We start from the raw sequence: 22520 nt of genomic DNA on the forward strand, positions 1-22520 counted from the left end.
TAGCTAACGATGACTTTTCAAACGATCAACCCGGCAACCGGGAAACTTGTGAAGGAATTCCCTCTTCAATCTGATGATCAGGTCTTTGCGGCCTTGGATGCTGCCCACAGGCGCTATCATGAAGACTGGAAGCAGCGTCCTGTGGCGGAACGTGCTCGCATCGTCGCTCGCGCTGCGAAGATTCTCCGTGAGAAGCGAGATGAGTACGCTACGCTGCCTACCCTCGAAATGGGGAAGGTTACCCGTTTCAGTTATCTCGAAGTCGATCTCGTAGCTGACATCCTCGACTATTACGCGCAAAACGGCGAAGCGTTCCTGAAGGCACAGCCGGTCCCTGGGGAGCCCGACGCGACAATCCTGGCCGAACCCATTGGTGTTGTTCTCGCCATTGAGCCATGGAACTTTCCGTACTATCAACTGGCTCGTGTCGCGGCGCCCCAACTGATCGCAGGCAATGTCGTCCTGATGAAGCACGCCGAGAACGTCCCGCAATGCGCGCTCGCTTTTGCGCGCTTATTCGAGGAGGCCGGCGCGCCAGAAGGCGTGTACACCAATCTATTCTGCAGCATCGATCAAGTCGCGAAGCTAGTAGACGACTTCCGCGTGCGCGGCGTCGCGCTGACGGGAAGCGAGCGAGCGGGCGCGTCCGTGGGCGAGCGTGCGGGGCGAAGTCTCAAGAAGGTGATACTTGAACTGGGTGGAAGTGATCCTGCGCTTATCCTCGAAGGCGCCCCGCTGGATCATGCCGTCGAGCAAGTTGTGATGGGGCGCACGTTCAACTCGGGGCAAGGATGCGTGAACATCAAGCGCGTCATCGTGGTCGGGAAGGACCGTGGGGCTTCTATGCTCGCGATGTTGAAAGAGAAATTTGCGGCGATCAAAGTCGGCGATCCGACGGACGAGTCTACGGTGCTCGGGCCGCTCGTCAGTGAACGCGCGCTTCAAGGCCTGCTGACACAGATCGATGAGGCCAGAGCCGCGGGCGCCCGCATCGTGCACGGAGGTAAGCGGGTGGAGCGTGATGGCTTTTATCTTGAGCCTACGATCATCACGGATATCGCAGAGGCCAACCCGCTGTTTCAACAGGAAGCGTTCGGTCCGGTATTGTCCTTTTATATCGTCGATAGCGAGCAGGAAGCTATCCGGTTGGCCAATGCGACAAAGTACGGACTGGGCGGGTATGTCTTCGATGCAGACGTCGGCCACGCGAAGGATGTTGCAAGGCAGATCGAATCTGGCATGGTCTACATCAATTCCTGCTTCGCCGATTCGCCGAAACTGCCCTTCGGCGGCATCAAGAACTCCGGGTTCGGGCGTGAACTGTCCGAGCTAGGTATGGGTGAATTTCTTAATAGAAAACTTATTCGCGTGTCAGGCGCCGCATAAGGCACCAGGGGAGAACTCTCATGCATACGAGAAAAGGGGGCTGTCTGTGCGGGGCGGTGCGCTACGTCTTGAAGGGGGAGCCGCAGGCGACCGCAATCTGTCACTGCACTCACTGCCAGAAGCAGAGCGGGAGCTTGTTTTCGTACAACTTGTTCGTTCAGGAAAGCGATTACGAGCAGCAAGGCGACACGGTGTTCTTTGAAGATCAAGGCGACAGCGGACAGCCTTCGTATCGGCACTTCTGCGGACAATGCGGGTCGCCAATTCTCACCAAGGTCGCGCTGATGCCAGGGGTCGTGTTAGTGAAGGCTGGTACGTTAGATAGCCTTGAAGGAATTCTGCCTCCAGGGACGGAAATATACACTGATCGTGCGGCAGAATGGCTTTCGTCTTTTAAGGGCGCGAAACGATTCCCGCGAAGTCCGTAGCTCGTGCCGCAGTCGGGGATAGGTTGGATTTTCCTGCAAATTTCGGGTTAGAGCCATCCAAGCCTGGCGGGCCTCTCCCTTGCGGCCCTATATACAAATTCAACAAAAGCAGACACTTGCTGTCTACCCTTAGGCTCCGCATACGCAAGGGCGGGTACGAGGATTGTCTCCGAAAACAGGCGGAGCGAGCCTGCGTCGCGTCGGGTATTCGAGCGGTAAGCGAGACGTGATCCGCCCGCGATTGAGAAATCCGCGACAGACCAGCAGCGTGAAGCTGACCATTCCTGTCGGGTGGCGCCCCGCAGGCGTGCCGCCAGTTCGTCATGCTCATGCTGCCGTCCAGCCGCCGTTTGAGATTGGCGGCGTGCTGCTGCCGCCAGGAGTCGTATTGTTGCGACGCTTAGTGGAATGCCGGCGACTTTGCCTTCGAAGCAGTCTGATAAAACTCAGCGAGATCGACGGAGCCTTGATCCGATGCTGCGTTCAACGCCTGCTCCCAAATGTTTCGGACGGAGTTTACAATCAGTAGTGGGGCGCCGAGCCGGATTGCAAGCGAGCAGACCTGGTTTAGATCCTGAATGCTCTGTTGAACATCGATAATCGATGCGTCTTTCCCGTCAGCAAGCAAGGGGAGCAGGGTCCGTGAGCTTGCGCTCCATCCTGAACTCTTATTCACAACATCCGAAATGTCCTTCATCGCGAGTCCATACTTGACACCAACCATCGCGCATTCGTAAGTGATGTGAAGACAGAGCGAAGCAATGGCTTGTTCCAACAGTTCCTTGGTGCGCTGTTGCTCCTGCGTTGCCGGAGAGTGACGGGCGCCCGCTTCTTTCCGCGGGAATTCTCCTTCGGAAGAGGCCAGCCGAGTACCCGCAAGTTTTTCGATCACGCCGACCATGTCCTCAAGCTTGGCTCTCTCGCCAAGGGTATTCGCGCCGATTTGAAGGAGCGCCCGGACGATGCTGGTCACGGGCATCGGCGTCCCAACTGCCATGCCGAGGGACATAGCCTGATTTACATCCTTAAGCATCAGGGCTAGAGCGAAGTTCGTCGAGGACTTACCCTCGACGAGCGCCGGGAGCATCTTGTCTGTTGTTTGATTGCGCGCGGAACCTTCATTGAGAAATGCGGCCATGTCTGCCAGCGACATTCCGGATTTGCGACCTAACACTGCAACCTCTAGCGTGCCAAGCCGGGTCGTCGCGTTCATCGCGTTATTGACGATTTTCATGGCTTGACCATCACCGACCCGAGTCCCGCATCGGTAGATCGTTTCCGTGATCACACGAAGAATCGGTGTTGCCCTCTCAAGAATCTGATCGGGTGCGCCAACCATCAACGTAGCGCCTCCCAATGGCACGATATGAGGGCTTGCCGAGACGGCAGCGTCGATCAGGGCGACTCCGCACTTTGCGAGTTCGTTGGCGATCTGCCGCGTTTCTTCGGGAACACCGCTCGTCTGATCGATGATTAATGAGCCGCGAGTCAGGCCAGCCGCCAACCCGTCTTCCGCAAAAACCATGTTTCTGACATCGGAGCTACGCGGCAGGCATACGAAGATCGTCTCGCAATTGCGCGCGACGTCCGCCGCGGAGTTCGCGACGTGCACACCCGACTCCCTCGCGAACGCTGCACGTGTTTCAGCATTCACGTCCCAGACCCACAGGTCCGCGGAGCCGATGAAGCGACGCGCAAGCTGACTGCCAAGCGCTCCCAGTCCCACATAACCTACTTTCATCTTTGACACCTCGAATATTTCAGGGTAACGCACGAGCGAGTCGAGGCAGGATGGTTCACTTGCGTCGCACGGGACAATTCATCTAATGAGGATAACGTATTGATACATAAAGCTAACAAGGCGGCTTATACCCAGCCCTCAGTCGCCGCACAGCTCCTTTCCAACTGACTCAAGATGACCGATGAAGCTGCGATGCACATCGGTGAGCGGTGCAGCTTCACGGAAAATCACCGCGATATTCCGTCGCAATGCCGGAAACGTGATTGGTAACGCTTTGATGAGGCCTTCTTTTACGTCGGCAATTGCAGAGTGAGCGGGCAGAAGGGCAAGGTGATTGCTCTCGGCGAGCAACGTTTTAGTGAACTCGATCGAGCCACTCTCGATGAACTGTCGTGGTGGCGGCACACCTTCCGCCTCGACCAGCTTTTCGAGGACTGCACGTTGTTGCCATCCAACCATCGGACTGATCCAAGGAAATTGGGCCAGGTCTGCCCAGGTCAGCTCAGAGAGTCCGAAGAGGTAGTGATCGGAGCGCGCAAAGACGCAAAGCTGGTCGCGGAATATGACGCGCTGTTTGAGCCCTTCAGGAAAGATATCGAAAAACTCTGTCTGCGCGATGATGAAGTCAAACTCACGGCGGAACAGTCCCAGCAGAAGATCGACCTGACGTCTCTCGATGACCCGCAACATGACGTCGGAAACCTGCTCCCTCCATCGAGCAACCGCCAGAGGGAGGACTCGGCTCGCAAGGCTGGGCAGGGTGCCGAGCGTGACGATGTTGGTCGTCGCGGAATCGCCCCGAAGCCGAGATTCTGCGAGGCCAATTTCGTCGCGGATCAGCTTCGCATGGGAATAGACGCGTTCACCGAGGGGCGTTGGGACAATTCCCGTCGGCGTTCGCATCAGCAATTGCATTCCGAGCTCGCTTTCCAGACGATCCATCGACTTCGTCAAGGCGGGTTGCGAGATCGACAACTTCTTTGCCGCCTTGGAAAGACTGCCTTCCTCGATGGCTGTGACCATGTACAAAAGCTTGCGCGGGTCCATGCCCACGTTGGGAATCGTGGCGGAGTCGTTCGTCTCTGCTTCGCCTTGCGGCATGTCTTTCGCTCGATCCGGCATGGCTGCAATCGTCATGGCATGTCTCTGTCGTTATCTTACGGGGTTTCGAACGCGATGATTGCCCCATAGTCGGACCGACAGGTCGAGCGGCTCCGAAGAGAACGCCGGCCGTCACTTCTCCGTCAACACTTCTCTTTCGGATGACGCGGTGCGATGGTCCTGTCGTGTTCCCTTACACGAAACGATTGGTCAGGGTTCCCAGACCCGAGATCGATATTTTCACTTCGTCGCCCTTCTGCAGGAATCGCGCTGGCGTGAAGCCGATGCCGACGCCAGCCGGCGTACCGGTCGCAATGACGTCGCCAGGCTCGAGGGCGAGTCCGGCTGAGATCGTCGCGATGAGTGTCGGAATGGAGAAGATCAGATCCCGCGTGTTGGCGTTCTGTCGGAGCTCGTCATTGACCCAACATTGGACTTTCAGCTGGTCCGACTGCACCTCGTCGGCGGTCGTGATCCACGGCCCCATCGGGCAGAACGTATCGAGGGACTTGCCGAGGAACCACTGCTTGTGATGACGTTGACGGTCACGAGCGGTCACGTCATTGACGATCGTGTAACCGAAAACATGGTCGAGGGCGTTCTCAGCCTTGATGTCGCGACCGCCCTTACCGATGATGACTGCGAGTTCGGCTTCGTAGTCGACGGACTGGGTAACGTGCGCATGCAACTGCACATCATCTCCGGAGGCAACGATCGTGGACGGGGGCTTGCTGAAGACCGCGGGGTATTCATCGATCTCCGCGCCCTTGACCGCACCAGACTCGTAGCCGCTGCCCGCAAACTCCTTCGCATGCTCGCGGTAGTTCTTCCCGACGCAGAAGACGTTACGGCGAGGAACGATCGGCGCCAGCAGCCTTACCTCGTCAAGCGGAATTGCTTCGCTGTCGGCCGCCGCGGAAGCCAACTCTGCCGTCTGCGCGATGACCTGAACCATGTTCTGAGCTTCGGCGCCCAGCGGCCGAATAACGGACTTCTCCAGATCGACAAGACCAATTTGTTCGGTCGAACCCAACGAAAAGCGTGCGAACCTCATGCAGTTTCTCCTGAAATGCAAATCAATAATCAGAAACTAGAATTTAGGCAGAACGATCCGAAGAAATTCGGTCTGTTCCAATGCGGAAATCTTGATCGGACCTTCATTCGCTTTGAATTCGAATGCAGATTGCGGCCCGTACTCTTTTTCGTTCACAGAGACGCGGCCTTTGACTAGGTACATCAATTCGGTTGATTCCTGCAAGCCCGCTGAAAAAACGGAATTGGCTTCGATCCTTGCAAATCCGATCCGAGTACTTCGCTCGGTGAAAGTGCCGACCCATTTCGAGAAAACACCTGGTTCGGAATCCGGGAGCCAGTCGTAGCTTTCCGGGTTCATCAAGACCAGATCATGATAGCGAGGTTTCGCGTATTCCAGTTTCTTTCCGGTCACTTCTTCATAGCACGCCTCGAAACCATCCTGATTATGCTTTTTATTATTTTCGTCGAAGTACGTGAATACGCCGTCTTTAAACTGACCTTTGGCCTTCAATACTTCGTTTGCCGCTTCCCGACGCTCCACGCTGATATATCCGTTGCCGCTGGCGCCGCCGAACTGGCACACGACCATCTCGAGCCCTTCCGGCCGGTCCTGGGGACCGTAGTACACGCTCTCGGGAAAATATCCGATCCATCCTTCCGGAAGCGTCTTGTCCTTGGCGTAAGGAAAAGCTCCTTTGATGACATAGCGGATCTGATCGAAATTATGGCGATGGCGAGGCGCTTGCCACCCGCCAGCGCCTGTCCGTCCAACGTTGAGCACATAGTTGTTGGGCATATCGTCGTCGCCCGTCAACAGGAACTTCTGCGTCAGCACACCCTCACGCATATTCCCCACATTTCCCGATCCGACCTTAGCCGCTTCAGTTACTTTCACTGTTCCGCTCCTCTGTCAGTACACGAGTGCGAGAGACATTTCCTCGCCGCTTGCCATCAGTCTAGGTTTGCAGAGCGCCATAAACCAGATTAGGGCGGAATCGGATATAACCGGGGGTTATTACCTTCAACCCAGTGCTTGACTCTGCGCTTCCTGGTGCAGATCATGGTATCGAAACAAGGCGGCTCAACTGAATTACCGCGAACTACGTTATATGAAGTTGTTTCAAAAGGAGCTTAATCGATGAGCGACATGGCGACGGAATTAATTGGTAATTCCGTAAAAGACAAGCTGGCGGCTAATGAAGTCGTGCTTTCCATGACGGTGCGGCTGGTGCGCACCGCGGAAATCGCCCTGATTGCAAAAACGGCTGGCTTCGACTCGCTTTACGTCGATCTCGAACACAGCACTTTTTCGATCGAAACGACTTCGCAGATCTGTCTTGCAGCATTGGGGCAGGGCATTGCGCCATTCGTGCGAGTGCCGAGCGTTTCGCCAGACTACATTACGCGGGTTCTGGATGGAGGCGCGCTCGGCGTCATCGCGCCGCACATTCAGTCGGCCAAAGAAGCAGCGGCCGTTGTGGATGCGGCGAAATATCCGCCACTCGGAACGCGCTCTTTTACCGGCGGACTGCCGCACATTGGATTTCGAAGCGTGCCGACCGAGCGACTGTTCTCCGCCATGAACGCCGCGACGATGGTCACGGTCATGATCGAAACGGCCGAGGCGCTCGAGAACGTCGACGCGATCGCTGGTGTCGAGGGCGTGGACATGTTGTTTGTCGGGACCAACGATTTGTGCGCGTCGCTTGGAATTGCCGGCCAGTTGCAGCACGACCGTATCAAGGACGCCTTCGCGCGTTGCCAGGCGGCTTGCGACAAGCACGGGAAGCGGCTGGGCATCGGTGGTCTGAGTGGCAGCCCCGAATTCCTCAAGGAACTCGTGCAACGCGGGGCGCGCTATATCTCAACCGGGACGGATCTCTCGTTCCTGGCGAGCGCCGCCACAGAGAAGGCGAAGCGCATGCGGGCGCTTTGAAGGTTTCAGGTCAGGTTGGTCAAACACGGCGCGCATCTGCAAGCAGCCGAATTTTTACTTCAGTGTGAGCCCACACTGTGCAATTGGAGGTGTTATGTCGAAGGCCTATTGGATCGCTGCGTACCGAGCTGTCAAGAATGCCGACGCGCTCGCGGCGTACGGCAAACTCGCGGGCCCGGCCATCCAGGGGGGCGGCGGCCGCTTTCTTGCCCGTGGCGTCCCGGCGCAAGTGTATGAGCAAGGGCTGCAGGAGCGCACGATCGTGATCGAGTTTGACAGTCTCGAGCAGGCAGTTGCCACGCACGACGGGGCGGCCTATCAGGCTGCGCTCGAAGCACTGGGCGATGCAGCGGATCGCGACATCCGGATCATCGAGGCAAGCTGAATTTTCCGGATGCGATTGGCGCTCGCTTCTCGAGCGACGAGTATGAGCAGGGCGTGATGGCGTCGAGTCGAGCAATAGAAGGACCTGACGGCGATCCGAGCGTCGATTGCCTGCCATGCGGCTCGCGGAAAAGGTCGTCAGACAGGCATCGGGATGCGGCGGAAAGCCAACCCGTCTTTGACGCGCACGCGGTACCTAAAATTCCAGGAGGAGCGAAGTGAGGTCCTACGACGACATCTATATCGACGGCGAATGGGTTCGGCCCGCAGTCGATGAAAAGTGGACGTTGATCAATCCCGCCACTGAAAAACCTTTTGCGACCGTCGCCTTGGGCGGGGCCGAAGATGTGGATCGGGCGGTCAAGGCGGCTCGTGCAGCGTTTGCGCTGTTCAGCGCTACGTCGAAGGAAGAGCGGATCGCGCTTCTCGAGAGGATCATCGAGCGATTCGGCGCGCGGGAAGACGAATTGTCCGCAGCGGTCACCGAGGAACTCGGCACTCCCGTTAGCCAGAAAATTCACACGACGGCTTCGCTGGCGTCATTCAAACAGGCAGTCGCCACGCTGCGCCGTTACGACTTCGAGACGCGAATCGACGGCAACATCGTTCGCCGCGAGGCGATCGGCGTATGTGCACTGATCACCGCGTGGAACTGGCCGATCCAGTTGATCGCGACGAAGCTGGCGTACGCGCTTGCCGCCGGGTGCACGACGATTCTGAAGCCGAGTGAGTTCACGCCGGTCACGGCGCTTCTTCTCGCGGAAGTCCTCGACGAAGCCGGGGTCCCGAAAGGCGTGTTCAACCTCGTCAACGGTGATGGCCCTACTGTCGGCAACGCGTTGAGCAAGCATATGGACGTCGACCTCGTGTCCTTCACGGGATCGACGCGTGCCGGTGTCCTCGTCGCCGAGGCAGCGGCTCCGTCGATCAAGAGAGTCTGCCAGGAGCTAGGCGGCAAATCCGCCAACATCATTTTGGACGATGCGGATCTTCGCGCTGCCGCGCAATGGAATGTGGCGCGTGCATTCGCGAATTCCGGTCAGTCGTGCCATGCGCCTACACGCATTCTGGTTCATGAACGCCAGCGGGAAGAGCTTCTCGAGATGCTCCAGGCCGAGGCGCGCAAGATGCGAGTCGGCGATCCACTTGACCCTTCGTCGTCGATGGGGCCGGTTGTGAATGCGGCGCAGTTCGAGCGCATCCAAATGTATATCCAATTGGGTATCGACGAAGGTGCTCGTCTGATTACAGGTGGTCGAGGACGCCCCGACGGGCTTGAACGCGGATATTTTGTTAAGCCGACGATCTTCGCCAACGTGAAGCCAACGATGCGGATCGCCCAGGACGAGATTTTCGGTCCCGTACTCGCGGTCATCTCGTATTCCACAGATGAAGAGGCGCTGGAGATTGCCAACGGGACCGCGTACGGACTGGGTGGCTATGTCTTTAGCTCGAGCCGCGAGCGCGGACGCGCGGTCGGCTCACGGATCCGCGCGGGGCGCGTCTTCCTGAACGGCGTTCCGAGCAACCCTGCGGCGCCGATGGGCGGATACAAGCGGTCAGGGAACGGCCGTGAGATGGGCGTGTTCGGTCTGGAAGAGTATCTCGAAGTGAAAGCCATGATCGGTTTCGAGGACTAGCGCGACAGAGACTCAAGGAGGCAGGTGGTAAGGACAAGCGGGCGATATACGGATAATGATTCGCCATACTAATAAACCTATACTTATAAAAATCTTGGAGGATGACGGTGGGAAGATCTACGTGTCTCAAACTCGCGTTCACAGGTAGCGCGGCCATGTTTGCGAGCATGCCGGCCCTCGCGCAAAGCAGCGTAACGCTTTACGGCATTCTGGACAACGGTTTCGCATACGCCTCGAACCAATCGACGCTTGGCTCCAACAGCGGCGGCAAGCATGTCGTGAAGATGATCACCGGGGTCTGGTACGGAAGCCGCTTCGGGCTCAAGGGCGCCGAGGATCTCGGCGGCGGCAACAAGGCAATTTTCACAATCGAAGCAGGCTTCAACAGCCTGAATGGTGCGGCGACCACCGACGGGCTCATCTTCAACAGGCAGGCCTTCGTGGGATTGACCAATCCGGCATACGGTAGCCTGACGGCCGGTCGACAGTACATGTCTTACTACCACATCATGTATCCGTTCGGCCCGACCGTTCAACTCACCGGTTTTGGCGCTCACCCAGGCGACGTCGACGGACTTGACACTGTCTATCGAACCAACAATACGCTGCTCTATACCTCGCCAGCCTTTGCAGGGTTCACTGCGAGTGGCTCATACTCGTTCGGCGGCGTTGCCGGAAGCTTCAATCAAGGATCGTCGTGGAGCGTTGCGGCTCGATACGATCTTGGTCCTTTTGGGGCAGGTGTGGGGATATCGAGGATCAACAACTCGACGCTCGGCGGTGGACCGTTCGGCGCGGCGTCGACCACCTCGAACAACGGGGCGCAGGCGGGCGTGTCGGCGTTGACGAATGGATATCAGACCGCTCAGGGTCAACAGCGCTTCGCCGTGGGGGCGATGTATGCGTTCACTTCGTCGCTCGACATCCGCGGTACTTATACGAACACGCAGTACATTCCCGGCGTCGGTTCCGCATTTCGCGACCTGGCGATCTTCAACACCGGCGGTGTCGCGCTTCATTGGAAGCCCGCGGTTGCGTTGGATCTGGCGGCCGGATACAGCTACACGCGCGCCACCGAAGCCAATGGGATCACGGACAGTGCCCGGTATCAGCAATTCACCCTCGGCGAATATTACTCGCTCTCAAAGAGAACGGCGTTTTACGCATTGGAGGGATATACCCGAGCGGCCGGACAAACATTGGGTACGCGTGGTGCTGGCAATATCATTAATGCGACTGCTACGATCGGCGACACGTTCAACGCGACGCCGTCATCCTCACGCAGCATGGCAGCGGTTGCCGTAGGCCTGGTTCACAAGTTCTAGTCCGGGCAGCCGAACGGCAGCGACCCCGAGAGTCGCGAGCGGTATCGAAGGAGACACTTCATGATCATAGGCAACATCTTCCACATTGCAATCCGTGCCAGCGATCTGGATACGACCGTTGGCTTCTACCGGGACGCGCTGGGTTTGGTCGAGGTATCCAGGCCCGGCGGACTGGCTTTCTCCGGAGCATGGATGGGCCTTCCGCCAGGCGGAAGCGCCGTGTTGCATGTGTATTCCGAACGTGCGGCCGCGGGCGTAACCGGAACCATCGCCACGGACAACGACCGCGGAGCGGTTGACCATGTCGCGTTTCACGCCCGTGGCTATTCAGGCTATAGAGACCGATTGGTTCGACTCGGCCTCTCCTTTCGTGAACAACATCTGAGCGGTAGCGCCGTCTGGCAACTATTCGTTCACGACCCGAACGGCATAAAGCTCGAACTCAGCTTTAACGAGGCCGAAGAAGCTGAACTTCTGCCAGCAATCGAACCAGGCCTGACGTATTCCGCGAGCGAGAGGTTTTTCAGCCCGAGCGAATATTCGCAGTTCACGCATAAGCCAGCGGATCTGGCGATTCATCATGGATCAAGCGCCGATGGGATTTCTCAAATCCATTGAGACCGACCGAACCACGAACATCGTTTCTTTCAGGTAATTCAGGAGTTGTCCATCATGATGACCAATGTGAACGCAGGCGCCAGATTGGACCGCCTCTCGATCGGCCCATTCCATCGTCGAGTGTTATGGCTCGTTGGCATGGGTATGTTTTTTGACTCGTTTGATAACACGCTGTCGGGTTCCGTTCTCGCGGCGATGCTGCACGATGGTTGGTCGACGTTGCAGCTTAACTCGTATTTCATGTCCGCGACGTTTCTCGGACTCACCATCGGCGCGGCGTTGTCAGGCTGGTTGAGCGATCGTTTCGGCCGCCTGTTCGCCTACCAGTTCAATCTGGCTATCTTTGGCGTGATGGCCCTCGTATCGGCGTTCGCGCCTTCCATGTACTGGCTCATCGGCATTCGCTTCGTGATGGGTATCGGCATGGGCGCCGAGTATGTGATGGGCTACGGGATGGTCATCGAGTTCGTGCCGCCAGAGAAGCGTGGGCGCTATCTGGGGCTGCTCGGGGTCATCACCGGCGCAGGGGTTTTTGTGACTTCGGTCGTTGGGCTGGTCGCGATTCCGCACCTCGGCTGGAGATCGATGTTCGTTATCGGCGGTGTCGGTACGCTTTGGCTGTGGTATCTGCGTCGTCATCTTCCTGAATCACCGAGATGGCTCGAGAGCGTTGGTCGAGGCGAAGAGGCAGATGCGATTCTCCGTCGCATCGAAGAGGAAGCGTGTGTAACAGCGCCGATCGCGCCGGTGACGCCGGTAGCGGCGACGCCAGCGAAGCCCCGCGTCAACGTTTCGGTGCTGTTTACCCGACCGGTGATCCGTCGGACCTTGGTTGCGCTCGTTGTGAACGTGATCGTGTTGTTCGGCTCCTACACGATCACCGGATGGATGCCGACCTTCTTTGTGAGTCAGGGCATGAGCGTGACCCATTCGCTCGGTTTCAATGCGGCAATGATGGGCGGCTATGTCGCCGGTCCATTCCTATGCGCGTTCATCGCAGATCGACTCGGCCGTCGCTGGGGCGTGGCGCTCGCGGCTGTGTACTGCGCGGCCTTGTGCGCTGTGTACCCGTTCCTGACGTCGCCCGTTTCGATCACTCTGTGCGGCTTTTTCCTCGTGGGTGGCGTTGCTGTGGCGCTGATTCTCGGTCTGGGCGGCACGCCTGAACTGTTCCCCACCGAGTACCGTTTTCGCGGTGCCGGCTTTGCGCAGACCGCCGGCCGCATCGGCCTGATCGGCGGACCCTTCGTGATTCTCGATGTGTTCAAGCACTACGGGATCGGTGGGGTAATCGGTGCTGTATCGGGCTTGTACATTCTTGTTGCCTTGGTCCTCGCCGTAGCCGGCATCGAAACCAACAAGAAGTCGCTCGAAGCTGTCGAGCCCGACGCATCTCCTGAGAACGATTTGATAGACGCGGCCAAAGTCCAGAGCAACATCTGACTGTCTACACCTTGAACTGAATATGGGCGTCGACATCGCGATGAGTTCGCGCGAATTCAATATCGACGCTTCTTAGCGGGAAAAATATCATGCGCGGAATTGCGTTTCGTGGCGACTGCAAGGTCGAACTGATTGAAGTTCCGGATCCGACACCGGGCCCGGGCGAGGTTGTCATCGAGGTCAAGGCGTCGGGCATGTGCGGCAGCGACCTCCATTTCTATCGGCGCGCCAGCAACCCGGCGTCTCCCATCATCATTGGCGGACATGAACCGTGCGGAATCGTCGCTGCCATAGGTCCGGGCGTTCAAAGTCCGCACGCTCGCATCGGCGCTCGCGTGATGGTACATCACTATCGAGGATGTGCGGGTTGGAAGATTGTCGTTCGGGCTGGCCCCAAATGTGCCGAACAGTGCCTGTGACGGTGTACGGAACGGATGCTCACGGTGGCCATGCGCCCTACATGAAAGTGCCGGCCGATACGCTCGTTCCACTTCATGAGCGGCTCAGCTTCGCAGCGGGTGCCGCAATCTCGTGCGGCACAGGCACCGCATGGGGCGCATTTGAACGCATGGGCATAACCGGACGCGACGTGGTCGCTGTTTTCGGACAAGGCCCGGTCGGTCTTTCCGCAACGCTCCTTGCAAAGGCACAGGGCGCCGAAGTGATCGCTCTCGACATCGATGAAAGTCGTCGAAGTAAGGCGAAGGAGTTCGGTGCCGATCATGTCATCAACCCACTCGAGGGCACTGTAGCTGAGCGTATTCGCGACCTCACCGGCGGCCGGGGAGCGAGTATGGCGCTCGAGACCGCTGGCGCGGCGTCAGCCGGGATCGATGCCCTCAACTGTGTGCGTCCCTGGGGAACTGTTTGTCTCGTAGGTATCGGTGCCGAGGTTAGCCTCTCCGTGGCCTCGATGCTGCGCCGGCAACTCAAGATCATGACGTCGTGGACCATGTCGATTCAGGCACAGCACGCGTGCGCCAATTTCATCGTCGAGCGAAACCTGAACGTTGACGCGCTGTTCACGAGCGAGTGGAAGCTCGACCAGGCGGAACTCGCGTACGAGACATTCAATCGTCAATCCGGAGGCAAGGGCGTGTTCACGTTCTGAAGCCGAGGCGCTAGCGGATCCGGCATGCGGAGGGTAGGGATGCCTCGCGATGCTAGGTCCACTTTTTCCCAGATTGATGGGACATGACTGGTTAATGAAGGACGACGGTATGAGTACCCAAAATTCTCTTTCTCAACTCGGCGCCGCGGCCACTCGATTTCTGTCGAGGAGCCAGCATGGATTGCTGATCGACGGGCAAACCGCGCCATGCGTCTCCGAGGAGCAGCTCGAGATCAGAAATCCGTCTTCCGGTGTGGTGATCGGCCAACTGGCAGCCGGCGGCGAGGAAGACATCGATCGAGCGGTTCGCGCGGCGCGCGCAGCATTCGAGGGACCTTGGAGCAGCTGGACTCCGTACGAGCGGCAGGCACTGCTCTATCGCGTTCACGAGTTGATGGATCGCAACTTCGACGAGCTTGCGGAAATCGAGTCAGTGGACATGGGCGCACCCATATCGAAAACGCGTGCGACGAAGGCGTCGGTTCTCAAGATGATTCTGTTCCTTGCTTCGCAGAGCAGCAACATCGCCGGTGAAACGTTGCAAAACGGGCTTCCGGGAGAGGTTGTTACGATGTCGCTCAAAGCGCCGGTGGGCGTAGTGGGCGGGATAATCCCCTGGAATGGGCCGTTGGGCAGCCAGTGGTGGCTGCTGGGTGCAGTGCTGGCGACCGGTTGCACCACCGTCCTCAAGCCAGCCGAGGACGCGTCGCTTAGCGTGTTGCGTGTCGCCGAACTGCTGCAAGAGGCGGGGCTTCCCCCTGGCGTCGTCAACGTGGTCACTGGACGCGGTGATGTGGCGGGCGCGGCGCTCGCGCGGCATTCTGGCGTCGATCGCATTGCCTTCACCGGCTCGACTGAAACCGGAAGAAAGATCATCGACGCATCGAAGGTGAACATCAAGAAGCTTCAATTGGAACTGGGAGGGAAATCACCTGACATCATCTTTGCCGACGCCGATCTGGACAAGGCGGTGCAGGGCGCGGCGATGGGTGTGTTCGCGAACTCCGGACAGATCTGCTTCGCGGGAACCCGGGTTTTCGTTCAGCGCGAGATCGTCAAGGAATTCTGCGAGCGCGCGGCTTTCTTCGCAAGATCAATCAAGGTTGGTCACAGTCTCGATCCTGAGGCACAGCTTGGGCCCTTGATTTCGAACGACCAGCTTGAGAAGGTCATGTCCTATGTGCAGATCGGAGCAAATGAGGGCGCCCAGCTGGTTTGCGGCGGCGAACGGCTCCAGGGATCGCTTGCCGACGGCTACTTTGTGAGCCCCACTGTCTTCGCGGACGTCCACAATGACATGAGGATCGCACAGGAAGAGATTTTTGGTCCGGTCATGTCGGTCATCCCTTTCGACACTGTCGAGGACGCAATCACTCAGGGCAATGCCACGGAATTCGGACTCGGTGGGGCAGTCTGGACGCGTGACATCTCAAAGGCTCTCAGAGTCGTGAAGGGGATTCACACGGGCGTGATGTGGGTGAACTGCTATGGCTTGATCGATCCGCTCGTAGGTTTCGGTGGGACAAAGATGAGTGGCTACGGCGCGAAGGGAGGCCGTGCACATCTGGATACTTACCTGTACAGCAAGTGCGTGTATATCAATACCTAGACTTGCTGGCGATCCTCAGTCCGGGCCCGAAACGCGTCGACGATTGGATGGGAAGAGGCTGGCGGCGACGAGGGAGAAGTGGCAATTTTTCGGGTGTCAGTCAGTCACGCGCTCGACGGTGGCCTTGAAGGTGCGGGCCTTCGCGAGGGCGTCCAGGCCCGAAACGATCCTTCCCAGATTGACCAGCGATTTCGAGTAGCCGAAGTCCTTGTAAAACAATGCGATGTTGCCCCACGGTGCGTAGTAGGCAATGGTTCCCACAGAGGGATCGTATCCGTCTGGAGCCTCCGACGTGGCCAGCTTTCGCGGTGGGTAAGCGATTTTTTCCGTGGCGTGATAGTCCTCGAAGCTCAAGGTCAGGGGCAACTGCGCAAGGAGATCGCGGCTGGTCGCGTTGTCTTCCAGTTCGGCTATGATCGTTTGATCATCGAACTTCACGGCTATCTGCATCGTGTGCTCCTGGGTCCCGGGCTTCGATTGATCGTTGGCTGATGCGTGAGCCGACAGCATCAGGGTTACGACACCAAGCAGATATGCACGTGCGAGATGTCGTCGCAAGAGTGTGTGCCGTGCGATCACGCCATCCCCGCCAGCAGCTTGTCGAGCGTAAGCGGATAGTCGCGCATGCGCACGCCGGTCGCGTTATACACCGCATTCGCGATAGCCGCGCCTACTCCGCATAGTCCAAGTTCACCGACGCCTTTCGCCTTCATCGGTGATGAGGTCGGATCGGGTTCATCGAGAAAGACGACCTCCTGATGGGGAATGTCGGCGTGGACGGGCACTTCGTAGCTGGCCAGATCGTGGTTGATGAACATACCGTGCCGCCTGTCGACCACGAGGTCTTCCATGAGTGCCGCGCCCACTCCCATCGTCATCGCGCCGATCACCTGGCTGCGCGCGGCCTTTGGATTGAGAATGCGCCCGGCCGCGCAGACCGCCAGCATGCGGCGCACGCGAATCTCGGCGGTCACCGCATCGACTCCGACTTCGACGAAGTGCGCGCCGAACGTCGATTGCTGATAACGCTTCGACAGGTCGCCGTATTCCATCGTATCTTCGGCGACGAGCTCACCCGACGCCGCGGCGTCAGCAAGCCTCGCGGTGCGCTTTCCCGAGCGAACCTGCTCGCGCATGAAGACCACGTTCGGGCCCTGCATGTCGAGCCGCGCCGCTACCGCTTCCCGCAGCTTCATGCAGGCCGCGTAGACGCCGGCGGTCGAACTGTTGGCGCCCCATTGGCCGCCCGATCCCGACGACACCGGAAACGTCGAGTCGCCCAGGCGCACGGAGACTTTCTCGAGCGGTACGCCCATCATCTCGGCCGCCGTCTGGGCGATGATCGTGTAGGTGCCGGTGCCGATATCGGTCATGTCCGTCTCGACCGTCACCATGCCGCGACGGTCGAGACGCACGCGCGCGGCCGACTTCATCACAATGTTGTTTCTGAAGGCCGCGGCCGTGCCCACGCCGATTAGCCAGCGACCGTCACGCACCTGGCCCGGACGCGCGTCGCGCTTCTGCCAGCCGAAACGCTCGGCGCCGACGCGAAAGCATTCTACGAGCTGACGCTGCGAGAACGGACGTTCCGGTTTCTCCGGGTCCACCTGCGTGTCGTTGATGACGCGAAATTCGATCGGATCGATGTCGAGCTTTTCGGCCATCTCGTCCATGGCGACTTCAAGCGCCATCAAGCCCGGTGCTTCTCCCGGTGCGCGCATTGCATTGCCCTCGGGCAGATCGAGCGTCGCGAGGCGCATCGCAGTCATGCGGTTCGCGCCTGCGTAGATGAGGCGCGTCTGCGCTACTGCGGTTTCCGGTTGGCCGTGCGGTTGGTCGCCGGACCAGCTTTCGTGCGCGATCGCCGTAATCTTGCCGCCTGCATCGGCGCCGATACGGATGCGCTGGATCGTCGCCGGCCGATGCGTCGTGTTGTTGAACATCAGCGGGCGCGTGAGTGCGACCTTCACGGGGCAGCGCGCAGCTCTTGCGCCGAGCGCCGCGAGAAGCGCATCGCTGCGCACGAAAAGCTTGCCGCCGAAGCCGCCGCCGATGAACGGCGAGATCATCCGCACGTTTTCTCGCGGGATACCGAGCGTCTTTGCGACGTCGCCCGCACCCCAGGCGATCATCTGGTTCGATGTCCATAGAGTAAGCCGCTCCCCGGTCCACGCAGCGATCGATGCATGCGGCTCCATCATCGCGTGGCTCTGGTCGGGCGTGGTGTAAGTGGCGTCGAGGCGCACGGTCGCAGCAGTGAATGCGCCGTCGAAATCTCCAGTGCGCGTCGCCGGCTCGCCCCAGTATCCGCTGCCTGCCATCGGCGCCGAGTCCTTGGCTGCGGCAAGGTCGTAGCGTCCGTCTTCGCGTATGTAGTCGATCCGAATCTTCTGGGCGGCGTCGCGCGCCTGCTCGAAAGTGTCGGCGACAACCACCGCCACGGCCTGATGATAATGATCGATGTGCGGACCGCCGAGCAGCCTGACGGTGTTGAAATCACCCGTCTGCAGGACACCGGCATTGTCGGCGGTAACGATCGCCAGCACGCCGGGCGATGCCTTTGCGGCTGCGAGATCCATCGACGCAATACGTCCGCGCGCGATCGCCGCGCCCACGACGAAACCATACGCCGGATCGCGCGAGGGATCATGCCACTCATAGGCGTAAGTCGCCGTGCCCGTCACCTTGTGACGTCCGTCGATACGATCCGTCGCGCGGCCGATGTGCGTCAATCGGTCGATCGGGTTATCGGTGGCAGGGGTGTCGAATTTCATCGCTCAGCTCCTGGCTTGGGTCAACACCGCGTCGAGCGTGCGCCCGGCCAGCGTGATCTTGTAGGCATTGTCATGCGTCGGCTTCGCGTCGGCCAGAAGGCGCGACATCACCGCACGCGCGCCGTTCGGCAACGCGGCTTCGGCTTCTTGGATGCGCCATGGCATTGGCGCGACGCCGCCGAGCGCCACGCGCCCCGTACCGTCCTTGTGCACGATCGCGGCGACCGAGACCAGCGCGAAGGCGTAGGAGGCGCGATCCCGCACCTTGTGATAAACGTGCGTGCCACCGACAGGCTTCGGCAATGTCACGCTCGTGATCAGCTCGCCGGGTTCCAGCGCGTTCTCGACATGCGGCGTGTTGCCCGGCAATCTGTAAAAGTCGGCGATGGGGATGCTCCTCACCATGCCATCGGCGCGCACAGTCTCGATGGTCGCGTCCAGCGCGCGCATCGCGACCGCCATGTCGCCCGGATACGTCGCGATGCAGGCTTCGCTGCCGCCGATCACGGCTAGCGACCGGCTGCTGCCGTGAATTGCCGCACAGCCGCTGCCGGGTGCGCGCTTGTTGCACGGCAGATTGGTGTCGTAGAAGTAAGGGCAGCGCGTGCGTTGCAGCAGGTTACCCGCTGTCGTCGCTTTGTTGCGCAATTGGCCCGATGCACCCGCAAGCAACGCGCGAGAGAGCAGGGGATAGTCACGCCGCACGCTCTGATGCGCCGCGAGCCCCGTATTGCGCACCAGCGCGCCGATCCTGAGTCCACCCTCGGACGTCGCCTCGATCCGGTCGAGGCCGAGACCGTTGATATCGACGAGGTGCAACGGCGTCTCGATCTGCAGCTTCATCAAATCAAGAAGATTGGTGCCCCCTGCGATGTAACTCGCGCCGGGTGTATGTTGCACGGCAGCCGCCGCCGCGGCCGGGCTCGATGCGCGCTCGTAAGTGAAGGGTTTCATGCCAGCCTCCCCGCCACTTCGGCCATCGCTTCCGCGATATTAGAATACGCGCCACAGCGACAGATGTTGCCGCTCATGCGCTCGCGCAACTCCAGATTGGTGGGACGCGGCCTGGCGAGCAAATCCGCGCTGACGTGGCTCGGTATGTCTGCCTTGATTTCGTCGAGCACGGCAACCGCGGAGCAGATTTGTCCGGGCGTGCAGTAGCCGCACTGGAAACCGTCATGCTTCACGAACGCGGCCTGCATCGGATGCAGTTTTGCCGGCTTGCCGAGTCCTTCGATGGTCGTGACGTAGGCACCCTCGTGCATCACGGCAAGCGTGAGGCACGAGTTGATGCGCCGTCCGTCGACGATCACCGTGCACGCGCCGCACTGTCCGTGATCGCAACCCTTTTTCGTGCCGGTCAGATGCAGGTGTTCTCGCAACGTGTCGAGCAGGGTGGTGCGGGTGTCGAGGGACAGTTCATGCTGCGTGCCGTTCACATGCAGCGTGACCTTCGCGGTCGACACGCCTTCGGCTGCCGGACGAACTTGTTCAGCCGACAACGCGCGCATTGGCATCGACACGACACTCAACGATGCGGCGCCCGATCCGGCCAGTTTCAGCAGACTGCGCCGGCTGATTTTCGGGCTGTGGTCGGTTAGCTCGACGTCTTCGACGACCTTATCGGCCTGCGGGGGACTGGGATTCATGAACCGTTCTCCTCGGATGCGCGTGCAGTGGAAGTCTGATTGATCGTCAGATCTTAAAGCCGAAATGAAGTGCGATTCATGAGCCAGGTGCATAGGCTCGATCGTTTTTTATGGCTTAATCAGATAGTCAGGTGCGTGTAAATTTGCTCGTTGTCTACCGGGCTCGCGGTTTTTGTCCTTGTCGCCCGGCGCATCGAACGCACTAAAACTCTTTGATGACTCCATCCACCCTCTCGAACAGACAGGTGTGGAGCGCCGTGCTTGCCATGTCGCTCTGCGCATTCGCCCTCGTCGCATCGGAGTTTCTGCCGGTCAGTCTGCTGACACCGATCGCTCACGAACTCTTCCTGAGCGACGGACAGGCAGGTCAGGCCATTTCCGTGTCCGGCTTCCTTGCCGTTGTGACGAGCCTTAGCGTTTCGAACTTGACCAGGCGTCTGGACCGCAAAAAGGTCCTGCTGACGCTGACTGCGCTGATGGTCGCCTCGGGCGTGCTCGTTTCCATCGCACCGAGCTACGCCGTGCTGATGCTCGGGCGTGCATTGCTGGGCGTGTCGATCGGCGGCTGCTGGTCCATGAACACCGCCGTGATTATGCGGATCGCGCCGCAGTCTTTCGTGCCGCGCGCGATCGCGATCGTGCAGGGCGGTACGGCGCTGGCCACGGCGGTTGCTGCGCCTGCGGGAAGTTTTCTCGGCTCGATCGTCGGATGGCGCGGCGCGTTCTTCTGCGTGGTGCCGCTGGCCGCGCTGGCTCTGGTCTGGCAAGCGTGGACCCTGCCGAAGCTGCCTCCAGCGCTCGAAACCGGCGCGAAAGGCGGTGTCCTCCGTCTCCTCGGCGACCCGCGAGTGCGGTGCGGAGTCAGCGCGGTGGCGCTCCTGTTCATGGGACAGTTTTCGTTGTTCACCTATCTGCGTCCGTACCTCGAAAACGTGACGAGGGCGAATGTGTCTGTGCTTTCATTGATTCTGCTCGTCATAGGCGTTGCCGGTCTCGCAGGCACCATCCTGGTCGGGAAGCTGTTGAGTAAGGGCGTGCATCGGGTATTGGTTGGCATACCGCTGTTGATGAGCGGCATCGCGCTCGCGCTGATCGTGTCGGGCAGTTCCGTTGCGACGACCGCGGTGCTGCTTGGCGCGTGGGGGTTGATCGCGACGTCGGCGCCGGTAGGCTGGTTTACGTGGCTTTCCGAAACGCTTCCGGGCGATGCCGAAGCCGGTGGCGGACTTATGGTCGCCGTGATTCAGCTCGCCATTACGCTTGGCGCGACGCTCGGCGGTGTGCTGTTCGACGGCAGTGGCTATCGTGCGACCTTCGGGCTGTCCGCTGCGCTGCTCGTGTGCGGCGCGATGATGGCGGCGGTTACCTCGCGTACGAACCGTGCCGCGGTCGATCGTGAATCGTCGCGTGCCGCACGCGCGTCGAACGTATGAGACTCACCGCGCATGCCTCAGCGCGTCCAGCACGATCGTGAACGCCCTCGAGCTCTGACGCCGGCTCGGGTAGTAGACGTGCATGCCTGGAAAGCTGGGGCACCAATCTTTCATCACAGCCTGCAGTTTCCCGCTCCGGATGTGAGGCTGGACCGCCTCCTCCGGAACAAACGCCAGGCCGTAGCCGTCAAGTGCGGCGCGGATCATCTGCGGTTGAGAGTTGAAGATCATCTGTCCGCTCACGCGTGCCTGAACGGCGCGCTTGCCCTTTTGCAGCTCCCACGCATAGATTCCTTTCGTCGTCGTGAGCCTCAATGTGATGCAGTCATGCTTCAACAGATCCTCCGGTGAGCGCGGAAGCGGTCTGCGCTTGAAATACGCCGGCGCGCCGACGATCGCCATCGGCACGTCGGCACTGATGCGCACGGCAATCATGTCCTTGGCAACCTGGTCGCCGAAGCGAACGCCCATGTCGTAGCGGTCTTCCACGATGTCGACGAGTCCATAGTCCACGGTCAACTCCACCTGAATCTCCGGATAGTCTCGCAGCACCGCACGAAGCTTCGGCCAGACGATGGCGTCGATGGTGTGATCGGTGGCCGTGATGCGGATGAGGCCTGCAGGCTTCTCGCTAAATTCTGAAAGGGCGGCGAGCTTGGCATCGATCTCCTCGATTCTCGGAGCGGCGGTCTGAAAGAGCGCTTCGCCCGCCGCCGTCATCGACACGCTACGGGTCGTGCGGGTGAGCAGGCGCACGCCGAGCCGAGCTTCGAGTTCGCGAATGGTGTGGCTGAGCGCCGATTGCGAGACACCGAGTTTCGCTGCCGCGCGCGTGAAGCTTTGCTCGCGGGCGACCGCGAGAAAAACGATTATATCGCTGAGATTATCGCGGGCCATGACATCTGAG

General features: G+C 59.6%; 21 protein-coding genes. 12 read left to right on the forward strand and 9 right to left on the reverse strand.

The window, feature by feature from the left end; all coding sequences use genetic code 11:
- Positions 1–9 precede the first annotated feature (9 nt).
- Positions 10–1386 (forward strand): NAD-dependent succinate-semialdehyde dehydrogenase, encoded by a 1377-nt coding sequence (locus IAG25_RS31510; protein ID WP_187608330.1) that lies wholly within the window; start codon positions 10–12, stop codon positions 1384–1386.
- Positions 1387–1406: 20 nt separating this feature from the next.
- A complete protein-coding gene (locus tag IAG25_RS31515; RefSeq protein WP_187608331.1) occupies positions 1407–1814 on the forward strand; it encodes a GFA family protein in 408 nt (135 codons plus the stop codon).
- 400 nt (positions 1815–2214) lie between these two features.
- On the opposite strand, the gene IAG25_RS31520 is transcribed toward IAG25_RS31515, so the two are convergent.
- The 4 genes from IAG25_RS31520 to IAG25_RS31535 all read right to left on the reverse strand — a co-directional run bounded on the left by IAG25_RS31520 (position 2215) and on the right by IAG25_RS31535 (position 6586).
- On the reverse strand, positions 2215–3555 hold the full coding sequence (locus tag IAG25_RS31520; protein ID WP_187608332.1) for an NAD(P)-dependent oxidoreductase: 1341 nt from the start codon (positions 3553–3555) through the stop codon (positions 2215–2217).
- A 138-nt stretch (positions 3556–3693) separates the two neighbouring features.
- Positions 3694–4692 carry a LysR family transcriptional regulator gene (locus IAG25_RS31525; RefSeq protein WP_187608333.1) on the reverse strand — a complete coding sequence of 333 codons (999 nt, stop codon included), beginning with the start codon at positions 4690–4692 and terminating at the stop codon, positions 3694–3696.
- A 157-nt stretch (positions 4693–4849) separates the two neighbouring features.
- On the reverse strand, positions 4850–5710 hold the full coding sequence (locus tag IAG25_RS31530; protein WP_187608334.1) for a fumarylacetoacetate hydrolase family protein: 861 nt from the start codon (positions 5708–5710) through the stop codon (positions 4850–4852).
- Between the two features lie 36 nt (positions 5711–5746).
- Positions 5747–6586 (reverse strand): hypothetical protein, encoded by an 840-nt coding sequence (locus IAG25_RS31535; RefSeq protein WP_187608335.1) that lies wholly within the window; start codon positions 6584–6586, stop codon positions 5747–5749.
- Between the two features lie 243 nt (positions 6587–6829).
- On the opposite strand from IAG25_RS31535, the gene IAG25_RS31540 reads away from it, so the two are divergent.
- From IAG25_RS31540 to IAG25_RS31575, 9 genes are all read left to right on the forward strand, one after another.
- Positions 6830–7627, forward strand: coding sequence for an HpcH/HpaI aldolase family protein (locus IAG25_RS31540; protein ID WP_187608336.1), 798 nt, complete (start codon positions 6830–6832; stop codon positions 7625–7627).
- 94 nt (positions 7628–7721) lie between these two features.
- The gene (locus IAG25_RS31545) at positions 7722–8012 is read left to right on the forward strand and encodes a DUF1330 domain-containing protein (protein ID WP_187608337.1); all 291 of its coding nucleotides are present in this window, start codon (positions 7722–7724) and stop codon (positions 8010–8012) included.
- Positions 8013–8229: 217 nt separating this feature from the next.
- Entirely contained in the window at positions 8230–9651 is a 1422-nt protein-coding gene (locus IAG25_RS31550) for an aldehyde dehydrogenase family protein (RefSeq protein WP_187608338.1), read from the forward strand.
- Positions 9652–9806: 155 nt separating this feature from the next.
- Entirely contained in the window at positions 9807–10976 is a 1170-nt protein-coding gene (locus IAG25_RS31555) for a porin (protein WP_255504079.1), read from the forward strand.
- Between the two features lie 60 nt (positions 10977–11036).
- The gene (locus IAG25_RS31560; RefSeq protein WP_187608340.1) at positions 11037–11594 is read left to right on the forward strand and encodes a VOC family protein; all 558 of its coding nucleotides are present in this window, start codon (positions 11037–11039) and stop codon (positions 11592–11594) included.
- A 54-nt stretch (positions 11595–11648) separates the two neighbouring features.
- Positions 11649–13037, forward strand: a complete 1389-nt coding sequence (locus IAG25_RS31565; protein WP_187608341.1) for an MFS transporter — start codon at positions 11649–11651, stop codon at positions 13035–13037.
- An 89-nt stretch (positions 13038–13126) separates the two neighbouring features.
- On the forward strand, positions 13127–13456 hold the full coding sequence (locus IAG25_RS41655) for an alcohol dehydrogenase catalytic domain-containing protein (RefSeq protein WP_255504080.1): 330 nt from the start codon (positions 13127–13129) through the stop codon (positions 13454–13456).
- Positions 13457–13497: 41 nt separating this feature from the next.
- Entirely contained in the window at positions 13498–14148 is a 651-nt protein-coding gene (locus IAG25_RS41660) for a zinc-binding dehydrogenase (protein WP_255504081.1), read from the forward strand.
- Positions 14149–14257: 109 nt separating this feature from the next.
- Positions 14258–15757: an aldehyde dehydrogenase family protein gene (locus IAG25_RS31575; protein ID WP_187608342.1), complete on the forward strand. Its 1500-nt coding sequence runs from the start codon at positions 14258–14260 to the stop codon at positions 15755–15757.
- A gap of 96 nt (positions 15758–15853) precedes the next feature.
- Here IAG25_RS31575 and IAG25_RS31580 read toward each other — a convergent pair whose 3' ends face one another.
- The 4 genes from IAG25_RS31580 to paoA all read right to left on the reverse strand — a co-directional run bounded on the left by IAG25_RS31580 (position 15854) and on the right by paoA (position 20180).
- The gene (locus tag IAG25_RS31580; protein ID WP_035970206.1) at positions 15854–16207 is read right to left on the reverse strand and encodes a cyclophilin-like fold protein; all 354 of its coding nucleotides are present in this window, start codon (positions 16205–16207) and stop codon (positions 15854–15856) included.
- A 125-nt stretch (positions 16208–16332) separates the two neighbouring features.
- Positions 16333–18531: an aldehyde oxidoreductase molybdenum-binding subunit PaoC gene (paoC, locus tag IAG25_RS31585; protein ID WP_187608343.1), complete on the reverse strand. Its 2199-nt coding sequence runs from the start codon at positions 18529–18531 to the stop codon at positions 16333–16335.
- Between the two features lie 3 nt (positions 18532–18534).
- Positions 18535–19485, reverse strand: a complete 951-nt coding sequence (locus IAG25_RS31590) for an FAD binding domain-containing protein (protein ID WP_187608344.1) — start codon at positions 19483–19485, stop codon at positions 18535–18537.
- Entirely contained in the window at positions 19482–20180 is a 699-nt protein-coding gene (paoA, locus tag IAG25_RS31595; RefSeq protein WP_081851019.1) for an aldehyde dehydrogenase iron-sulfur subunit PaoA, read from the reverse strand. The genes IAG25_RS31590 and paoA overlap by 4 nt, the downstream gene beginning before the upstream one ends.
- Before the next feature lie 215 nt (positions 20181–20395).
- Between paoA and IAG25_RS31600 the strand changes: the two genes are divergently transcribed.
- Positions 20396–21613, forward strand: a complete 1218-nt coding sequence (locus tag IAG25_RS31600; RefSeq protein ID WP_187608345.1) for an MFS transporter — start codon at positions 20396–20398, stop codon at positions 21611–21613.
- Between the two features lie 3 nt (positions 21614–21616).
- Here IAG25_RS31600 and IAG25_RS31605 read toward each other — a convergent pair whose 3' ends face one another.
- The gene (locus IAG25_RS31605; protein WP_187608371.1) at positions 21617–22510 is read right to left on the reverse strand and encodes a LysR family transcriptional regulator; all 894 of its coding nucleotides are present in this window, start codon (positions 22508–22510) and stop codon (positions 21617–21619) included.
- Positions 22511–22520: the final 10 nt, after the last annotated feature.

It is taken from the genome of Caballeronia sp. EK (assembly GCF_014384845.1).
Classification (GTDB): Bacteria; Pseudomonadota; Gammaproteobacteria; order Burkholderiales; family Burkholderiaceae; genus Caballeronia; species Caballeronia jiangsuensis.

What these genes read in the sequence shown, in the direction of transcription:
- IAG25_RS31515 (WP_187608331.1), top strand. Translation starts at nt 1,407, where the DNA reads ATGCATACGAGAAAAGGGGGCTGTCTGTGCGGGGCGGTGCGCTACGTC.
- IAG25_RS31575 (WP_187608342.1), top strand. Translation starts at nt 14,258, where the DNA reads ATGAGTACCCAAAATTCTCTTTCTCAACTCGGCGCCGCGGCCACTCGA.
- IAG25_RS31510 (WP_187608330.1), top strand. Translation starts at nt 10, where the DNA reads ATGACTTTTCAAACGATCAACCCGGCAACCGGGAAACTTGTGAAGGAA.
- IAG25_RS31600 (WP_187608345.1), top strand. Translation starts at nt 20,396, where the DNA reads ATGACTCCATCCACCCTCTCGAACAGACAGGTGTGGAGCGCCGTGCTT.
- IAG25_RS31545 (WP_187608337.1), top strand. Translation starts at nt 7,722, where the DNA reads ATGTCGAAGGCCTATTGGATCGCTGCGTACCGAGCTGTCAAGAATGCC.
- paoC (WP_187608343.1), bottom strand. Translation starts at nt 18,531, where the DNA reads ATGAAATTCGACACCCCTGCCACCGATAACCCGATCGACCGATTGACG.
- IAG25_RS31540 (WP_187608336.1), top strand. Translation starts at nt 6,830, where the DNA reads ATGAGCGACATGGCGACGGAATTAATTGGTAATTCCGTAAAAGACAAG.
- IAG25_RS31580 (WP_035970206.1), bottom strand. Translation starts at nt 16,207, where the DNA reads ATGCAGATAGCCGTGAAGTTCGATGATCAAACGATCATAGCCGAACTG.
- IAG25_RS31590 (WP_187608344.1), bottom strand. Translation starts at nt 19,485, where the DNA reads ATGAAACCCTTCACTTACGAGCGCGCATCGAGCCCGGCCGCGGCGGCG.
- IAG25_RS31555 (WP_255504079.1), top strand. Translation starts at nt 9,807, where the DNA reads ATGTTTGCGAGCATGCCGGCCCTCGCGCAAAGCAGCGTAACGCTTTAC.
- IAG25_RS31520 (WP_187608332.1), bottom strand. Translation starts at nt 3,555, where the DNA reads ATGAAAGTAGGTTATGTGGGACTGGGAGCGCTTGGCAGTCAGCTTGCG.
- IAG25_RS31565 (WP_187608341.1), top strand. Translation starts at nt 11,649, where the DNA reads ATGATGACCAATGTGAACGCAGGCGCCAGATTGGACCGCCTCTCGATC.
- IAG25_RS41660 (WP_255504081.1), top strand. Translation starts at nt 13,498, where the DNA reads ATGAAAGTGCCGGCCGATACGCTCGTTCCACTTCATGAGCGGCTCAGC.
- IAG25_RS31605 (WP_187608371.1), bottom strand. Translation starts at nt 22,510, where the DNA reads ATGGCCCGCGATAATCTCAGCGATATAATCGTTTTTCTCGCGGTCGCC.
- IAG25_RS31560 (WP_187608340.1), top strand. Translation starts at nt 11,037, where the DNA reads ATGATCATAGGCAACATCTTCCACATTGCAATCCGTGCCAGCGATCTG.
- IAG25_RS31530 (WP_187608334.1), bottom strand. Translation starts at nt 5,710, where the DNA reads ATGAGGTTCGCACGCTTTTCGTTGGGTTCGACCGAACAAATTGGTCTT.
- IAG25_RS31525 (WP_187608333.1), bottom strand. Translation starts at nt 4,692, where the DNA reads ATGACGATTGCAGCCATGCCGGATCGAGCGAAAGACATGCCGCAAGGC.
- IAG25_RS41655 (WP_255504080.1), top strand. Translation starts at nt 13,127, where the DNA reads ATGCGCGGAATTGCGTTTCGTGGCGACTGCAAGGTCGAACTGATTGAA.
- paoA (WP_081851019.1), bottom strand. Translation starts at nt 20,180, where the DNA reads ATGAATCCCAGTCCCCCGCAGGCCGATAAGGTCGTCGAAGACGTCGAG.